The 223-nt window shown below is 68.6% G+C and carries 1 pseudogene; it reads left to right on the top strand.

Annotation, left to right across the window (positions count from 1 at the left end):
* Positions 1–223, top strand: a pseudogene (locus E4K09_RS24730) (hypothetical protein); the annotation flags it as partial.

A 223-nucleotide genomic window follows, 5' to 3' on the forward strand; every position in this document is an offset into this window, starting at 1 on the left:
CCCTGCGTGCCGCCCTCTCCAACGAATTGTCGGGATCCGAGGTGATCGTGGTCTCGAACCGCGAGCCTTACATCCACAACCGAACGGCCGATGGCGAGATCTCCCTGCAGATTCCCGCGAGCGGGCTGGTGTCCGCCCTGGAGCCGGTGGTGCGGGCCTGCGGCGGAACATGGGTGGCGCATGGCAGCGGAACGGCCGACCGGGACACGGTGGACCCGAGCGA

Origin of the sequence: Microvirga pakistanensis (assembly GCF_004458765.1) — a bacterium.
Taxonomy (GTDB): domain Bacteria; phylum Pseudomonadota; class Alphaproteobacteria; order Rhizobiales; family Beijerinckiaceae; genus Microvirga; species Microvirga pakistanensis.